1 protein-coding gene and 1 pseudogene are annotated in these 791 nt (G+C 59.7%); both read right to left on the reverse strand.

The window, feature by feature from the left end:
• A pseudogene (locus HWY05_RS38540) lies at positions 1–311 on the reverse strand (RHS repeat protein); the annotation flags it as partial.
• An 8-nt stretch (positions 312–319) separates the two neighbouring features.
• Positions 320–791: DUF6531 domain-containing protein (locus HWY05_RS38545; RefSeq protein ID WP_244146807.1), on the reverse strand; the 472-nt coding region annotated here is incomplete at its 5' end.

Consider the following 791-nt stretch of genomic DNA (forward strand, 5'->3'; position numbering starts at 1 on the left):
TCGCTACTGATCGGAATGTCCGTACCGTCATTCAGATCGAGAACGCTGCCATTCCTTGCAACCGTCCCAACTCGCGAAACAACCTCACCATCCGGCGAGTAGCCCCACCGGGCCTTGAATACCCGTCGAACACCGCCATTCGCCGCACTCGCGTACTCACTGAACTTGAAGAGATCAATGCGTCCGCGTCGGTCGTAATGCAGATAGAAATCACCCGTCGGGTTGTAGCCATTCAGAACGCGGTGTGCGGCGTCCCGCATGATCATCTCGGTCGCGTCCGGAATCCTCTGCTGGATCACGATCGCAAACACGTTCCCGGTCACATCGCGCGTGACTCTCCACTGACCCGCGACCTTGCCGTCCGCCAGTTGCTGAACGAATACGATTCGACGGTCTCGGAGCGAAGGTCGGTTAGCGTCCAGCCCGATCCATTCTGTGCAAGCGCAAGCCCCGTGAAGCCGGCCGAACGCCAACTGCGACTCGCCCATTTGAACGTGACCGGTTCGCCGTTCTCACGATAAGCAAGCACCGTCGACGAACTGCCGCTATTCGCGTTGGTCAATCCCAGACCGCGTTGCCAGCTGTGAAACCACACCGGCCCCATCGCCGCAGACGAAGCGCTCAACGATTTCGAGCGATAAGTCCGCGTGAACTGCATCGGCAGATCGTCACCGCTGACGAAATCGGCCTCTGTTAGCGTGACGGCGCCATTACCCGGATACACCGGATCAGCGATCGGACAACTGGCCTCCGGCTCGTTTGCCTTCGGCGCCGCGCACCATTGGTCAATC

This window comes from Paraburkholderia sp. BCC1876, from assembly GCF_902833695.1.
Lineage (GTDB): Bacteria > Pseudomonadota > Gammaproteobacteria > Burkholderiales > Burkholderiaceae > Paraburkholderia.